Origin of the sequence: Lentzea sp. NPDC060358 (assembly GCF_042725365.1) — a bacterium.
Taxonomy (GTDB): domain Bacteria; phylum Actinomycetota; class Actinomycetes; order Mycobacteriales; family Pseudonocardiaceae; genus Lentzea.
This window is the reverse complement of record NZ_JBHXCW010000371.1, coordinates 1-5494: the sequence shown is the minus strand read 5'-3', so window position 1 is coordinate 5494 and position 5494 is coordinate 1. Positions and strand designations below refer to the sequence as shown.

Annotated in this window: 6 protein-coding genes; 3 read left to right on the top strand and 3 right to left on the bottom strand. The window is 69.1% G+C overall.

The window, feature by feature from the left end; all coding sequences use genetic code 11:
* The first annotated feature begins 476 nt into the window (after window positions 1-476).
* Window positions 477-1082 carry a DUF2537 domain-containing protein gene (locus ACFWGZ_RS39250; protein ID WP_382456670.1) on the top strand — a complete coding sequence of 202 codons (606 nt, stop codon included), beginning with the start codon at window positions 477-479 and terminating at the stop codon, window positions 1080-1082.
* Here the strand turns inward: ACFWGZ_RS39250 and ACFWGZ_RS39245 are convergent.
* Window positions 1079-1870 carry a TrmH family RNA methyltransferase gene (locus ACFWGZ_RS39245; protein ID WP_382456669.1) on the bottom strand — a complete coding sequence of 264 codons (792 nt, stop codon included), beginning with the start codon at window positions 1868-1870 and terminating at the stop codon, window positions 1079-1081. The two genes, ACFWGZ_RS39250 and ACFWGZ_RS39245, sit on opposite strands and share 4 nt — an antisense overlap.
* 208 nt (window positions 1871-2078) lie before the next feature.
* Between ACFWGZ_RS39245 and ACFWGZ_RS39240 the strand changes: the two genes are divergently transcribed.
* Window positions 2079-3575 (top strand): glutamate--cysteine ligase, encoded by a 1497-nt coding sequence (locus ACFWGZ_RS39240; protein ID WP_382456668.1) that lies wholly within the window; start codon window positions 2079-2081, stop codon window positions 3573-3575.
* A gap of 89 nt (window positions 3576-3664) precedes the next feature.
* Here the strand turns inward: ACFWGZ_RS39240 and ACFWGZ_RS39235 are convergent, their stop codons facing one another.
* Window positions 3665-4075, bottom strand: coding sequence for a hypothetical protein (locus ACFWGZ_RS39235; protein WP_325521628.1), 411 nt, complete (start codon window positions 4073-4075; stop codon window positions 3665-3667).
* The gene (locus ACFWGZ_RS39230; protein WP_382456667.1) at window positions 4072-4272 is read right to left on the bottom strand and encodes a hypothetical protein; all 201 of its coding nucleotides are present in this window, start codon (window positions 4270-4272) and stop codon (window positions 4072-4074) included. Before ACFWGZ_RS39230 ends, ACFWGZ_RS39235 begins: the two co-directional genes overlap by 4 nt.
* A 527-nt stretch (window positions 4273-4799) precedes the next feature.
* Here ACFWGZ_RS39230 and ACFWGZ_RS39225 point away from each other — a divergent pair.
* Entirely contained in the window at window positions 4800-5423 is a 624-nt protein-coding gene (locus ACFWGZ_RS39225; RefSeq protein ID WP_382456666.1) for a superoxide dismutase, read from the top strand.
* Window positions 5424-5494: the final 71 nt, after the last annotated feature.

The following is a 5494-nucleotide window of genomic DNA, read 5'->3' as shown; positions in this document are numbered from 1 at the left end:
ACTCCAGCTCACCACCCACACACCCGCCGAGTCGCCGCACTCGGCTCCAGGGCCCCCTCCACCCCACGAGTCGAGACCCACCGCCGAGCCGCCGCCCTCCAGCCGACCGCCCACACACCAGCCGAGTCGTCGCGCTCGGCTCTAGGGCCCCCTCCGCCCCGCGAGTCGAGGCCCACAGCCAAGCCGCCGCACTCCAGCTCACCACCCACACACCCGCCGAGTCGCCGCACTCGGCTCCAGGGCCCCCTCCACCCCACGAGTCGAGACCCACCGCCGAGCCGCCGCACTCCAGCCCACCGCCCACACACCCGCCAAGTCGTCGCGCTCGGCTCCAGGGCCCCCTCCACCCCACGAGTCGAGACCCGCAGCCGCCCCTCCCAGCAGCCGCACCGCACCAGATCGCGGGCCGAGACGTTCTCCCCGGCCGTGCCGGTCCGATAGGTTCTCCGCGAAGCTCGGGAGACCTAGGAGGGTTCGTGGAGTTGCGAGTCCGGGACGGCCGCGCCGTGCTCGCCGGGGAGGACGAGTCCGGTGAGCGCGAGGTCGACCCGCACAGCCTGCCCCTGGGTGCCGATCTCGCCGAGGCGTTGCACGAGTGGGCGAAGGTCGCCGATGCCGTCGAGCGGACCGAGACGCCTGCCGACGGGGTGGCCAGTGCCCTGGTCGCGCGGCGGGGGAAGCAGCTCGCCGGGCGGATTGCGGCTGTCATGAACGCTCCCGTGTCCTACACCGACCCCGTCAGCGGGGAGTTGGTGAGCGTCGAGGCGCCCGAGGTGCCTGCGAAGGTGGCGGTGGAGACGCTTGTCGCCGAGGTCGAGGAACCCGAGCCGACGCCGTGGGGCACCGGGCTCACGGTCAGCTTCATCACCGCCGCGATCGTCACGGTGACCGTCGTGTCGTTGTCGTTGGGGCTCGGTGAGACGAGTCGGTGGCTGGCGCTCGTCGCCAACGTGCTGGTCGTGGGCGGGCTGGCGCCGTCGGTGTGGCTCGGGCGCAACGTGCCGGTGTGGCGGTGGGTCGCTTACGGCGTTGTCACCGGTGTGCTGGTGGCCTGGTTCACGTTGATCCTCACGCTCCTCTAGAGCATGGCGTAGAAGGCCACCGCGCCCGCGGTGGCCACGTTCAGCGAGTCCACGCCGGACGACATCGGGATGCGCACGGCCACGTCTGCCGCGTCGATCGCCTCGTCGGTCAGGCCCGGACCTTCGGAGCCCAGCAGGACGGCCACGCGCCGGCCGCGCAAATTGGCATCTGCAAGATGCAGGGCGGAAGGGCGCGGGGTCAGTGCGGCAACTGTGAAACCCTTGTGCCGCAACATGTTCAGCGCCGCGGGCCAGTCTTCCGTGCTAGCGAACGGCACGCGCAGGACGTGGCCCATCGACACGCGCACGCTGCGCCGGTACAGCGGGTCGCTGCAGCCGGGGCCCAGGACCACGCCGTCCACGCCGAGCGCGGCGGCGTTGCGGAAGATCGAGCCCAGGTTCTCGTGGTCGCCGACGCCCTCCAGCACGGCCAGGCGCGTGGAGCGGTCGGCCAGCTCGTCGAACGACACCTCGGGGGCCCGGTCGGCGGCAGCCAGTACACCCCGGTTCAAGTGGAACCCCACGACCGAAGCCATAACATCCGCCGACGTCACGTAAGCGGGAACGTCCAGCTCAGAAAGGTCCAGCGCCTCGATCCTCCGCCGCACCCCGAGCAGCCCGCGCACCGGGTACGGCGACGCCAGCAGACGTTCCACCACCACGACGCCCTCGGCGATCACGAGACCGCGTCCGCCCGGCCGGTCGGGCCTGCGGTCGGCCGTCGAGAGGTCGCGGAAGTCGTCGAGCCGCACGTCGGCCGGGTCGTCGATGTCGATCACTGTCGCCACGCCGGAAGTGTCGCATCCGGGCCGGGGTGGAACAGGCGAGGTAGTCCGGAGGGCGGAACCACACGCGCCCGACCAGCGGATGATCGCTGGTTGTTACCTCCACGTGACAGAGAGCACCGTTTTGGGCGATGTAAAGGAGGTTTCGCCTGTGTCACTTTTGGCGTTCCGCCTGCCCGCGCCCACCGGCGCCGAGCGAAGGGGTAGCGGCATGGGAAGTGAAGTGTCCAGCCGCACGTTCACCAGAGACGATCGCCAGCGTTATCGCGAGAAGATGCAGCGGAGTCTCGACGCCTTGGCCACGATGTTGGCCGAAGACACGTTTTCCTTTCCCCGTCGGCAGATGGGACTCGAGATCGAGCTCAACCTCGTCGACGACGCGATGCGGCCGGCGATGGCGAACTCGGAGGTGCTCGAGAAGATCGACGACCCCTCCTACACGCTGGAGCTGGGCCAGCAGAACCTGGAGATCAACGTCCCGCCGCGCGAGCTCGCCGGCGGTGAGATGCTTGGCCTGGAAGAAGAACTGCGGCGCTCGCTCGACAACGCCGACACGAAGGCCAACGACGTCGGCGCCAACCTCGCCATGATCGGCGTGCTGCCCACGTTGCGGGAGCGGCACTTCGACCGCAAGTGGCTTTCCGAGAGCCCGCGGTACGCGCTGCTGAACGACACGATCTTCTCCGCCCGCGGCGAGGAGACGGTGCTGCGCCTGGAAGGCCCGGCGATGCCGGGGAGGGGGCCCGAGAAGCTGCTGAGCTACGCGGAGTCGATTCTCCCCGAGGCCGCCTGCACATCGGTGCAGCTGCACCTGCAGGTGGAGCCGACCGACTTCGCCGCGCACTGGAACGCCGCCCAGTGCCTCGCGGGCGTCCAGGTCGCCATCGCCGCGAACTCGGCCTTCCTGCTGGGCAAGGCGCTGTGGCACGAGACGCGCATCCCGTTGTTCGAGCAGGCCACCGACACCCGCCCGGACGAGCTGAAGAACCAGGGCGTGCGGCCGCGCGTGTGGTTCGGTGAACGCTGGATCACGTCGATCTTCGACCTGTTCGAGGAGAACGTGCGCTACTTCCCCAGCCTGCTGCCCGAAACCGACGACGAGGACCCGTTGGAGGTGCTCGAAGCCGGTGGTGCGCCTCGTCTTTCCGAGCTGCGCCTGCACAACGGCACGATCTGGCGCTGGAACCGGCCCGTCTACGACGTCGTGGACGGCGTGCCGCACCTGCGCGTCGAGAACCGCGTCCTGCCCGCCGGGCCGACGGTGCTCGACACGATGGCCAACGCGGCCTTCTTCTACGGCGCCCAGCGCGCGCTCGCCTCACAGGAACGTCCACTGTGGACGCAGATGTCGTTCCAGGCGGCGGAGGAGAACCTCTACACCGGTGCACGGCACGGCATGAACGCCCAGCTGTACTGGCCGGGCATCGGCTGGATCCCGCCGGACGAGCTGGTGCTGCGCCGCCTGCTGCCGATGGCCCACGAGGGCCTGCGCGACTGCGGCGTCTCCGACGAGGCCCGCGAGCGCTACCTCGGCGTGATCGAGCAGCGCTGCCTCGCGCGGCGCACGGGGTCGTCGTGGCAGCGGGAAACCGTTGCACTGCTGGAGGAACGCGGCCTGTCGAGGGACGCGGCCCTGTCCGGCATGCTCAAGCGGTACATGGAGCTCATGCACGCGGGCGAGCCCGTGCACACCTGGCACGTCGGCTGACCCCGCCCCGGGAACGCACCCGAACGGAAACGGCCGGGCAGGCCGGCGTCGACGGCGTCGGCCTCGTCCCGCCGACGCCGTGACGAGGTCTAGCGGCGGCGGCCGGACTTCAGCGGCGCCACGTCCGCACCGTCGTGGGAGATGCGGCACTCGTCGGGCGTCACGGCCTCGACGGCCAGGGTCAGCTCGCCCTTCACGCCCGTGTAGATCGACTCGCCGCGCGAGGCCAGGGAGGCGTGCACGCGGTTCGAGTCGGTGAAGTCGCGCTCGTCCTTCACCCGCTTCTTGCCGGTCTCCTCCGGGCGGGTGGCGCTGCGGAGGTTGACCTCCAGCCACGCCGCCACCTCGGCGGGTGAGGTGAGCACTTCCTCAGGGGTGCGTTCGAGGCGGACCTGCCGAGGAGAGGCGTGGTCGAGCGACGTGTGCTCCACATAGGCGTGCCAGTGGGTGTTGCGCAGTGACCAGGTCTGTTCGACCGGCCAGTCCTCCTCGGTGGTCATGACTCATATCTTCCACCCTTCACACGAGGAAACGTGAGGAGGTCGCCGACGTCGATCTCGCGATCCACCCGCACGGCCGATGCGGGCCTGCGATCGCGCGTGACCAGCAACAACGTGCTTTCGAAATTCTCCAACGCCTGTTCCAGTTGTTCGATCGCCGGCAAATCCAGATGATTCGCGGATTCGTCCAGGACCAAACAAGCAGTGCCGCGCGCAGCTGGTCGGCCTCGCCGATCATAAGGTCGACCGGCCCGAGCGCCACGTCGCCGCGGCTGACCGCGGCCCGGCGCAAGGTCAACGCGACGGAGCTGCCACGCCTCGCGCGGTTCGCCGACCTCCAGCCGCGCGAGCCGACGGTCCACAACGGACGCCTTCGCGCTCAGGTTCTCCGCCGACCGTGTGCGTCCAGCGCGCACGTTCCTGCCAGGCTCGTCCCGGCGCGCGACGGTCCCGATCCGTGAGACAGAACCCGTTTCGGGAGCGGTTCACCGGCCGACAGGCGGAGCAGCGCGGACTCGCCGACGCCGTTGGGCGCGATCAGGCCGATGCGGTCACCAGGCGAAACATCGAGATCGACCTCCGAGGTCACGTCCTCGGACCGAACGACAGCGAAACATTCCCGGCTGTCAGCACGGACACGCTTCGAAGTTGCCTCGTCGCCCAACTGGTTTACTCGGCCTAGTTGCTAGTAAGTTGCAAGAACCAAGAGAGTGCAGGAGACGTCATGGGCCAGTACGTGCTGCCGGATCTCGACTACGACTACGGCGACCTCGAGCCGGCGATCATCGGTGAGATCAACGAGCTGCACCACGGCAAGCACCACGCGGCCTACGTGAAGGGCGCGAACGACACGCTGGAGCAGATCGAGGAGGCGCGCGACAAGGAGTCGTTCGGCTCGATCGTCGGTCTGGAGACCACGCTGGCGTTCCACCTCGCCGGCCACGCGCTGCACCAGGTCTGGTGGAAGAACCTCTCCCCCAACGGCGGCGACAAGCCGGTGGGCGAGCTTGCGGCGGCCATCGACGAGCACTTCGGCTCGTTCGACAAGTTCCGCGGGCAGCTCAACGCGGCCGCGTCGTCGATCCAGGGCTCGGGCTGGGGCATCCTCGCGTGGGAGCCGATCGCCCAGAAGCTGATCACGCTGCAGCTCAAGGACCACCACTCGAACCTGTCGATCGCGGTCACGCCGCTGCTCGCGTTCGACATCTGGGAGCACGCGTACTACCTGCAGTACCGCAACCTGAAGGCCGACTACATCTCGGCGCTGTGGAACGTCGTCAACTGGGAGGACGTCTCCGCTCGCTTCGAGACGGCGCGCGCGGGTCAGAACGGCCTGCTGCTGCCCTGATGCTTCGGCAGTGGATGCTCCGACAAGCTCCCGCTGCTGAACACGACGAGGCCCCCGCTCTGCCCAGAGCC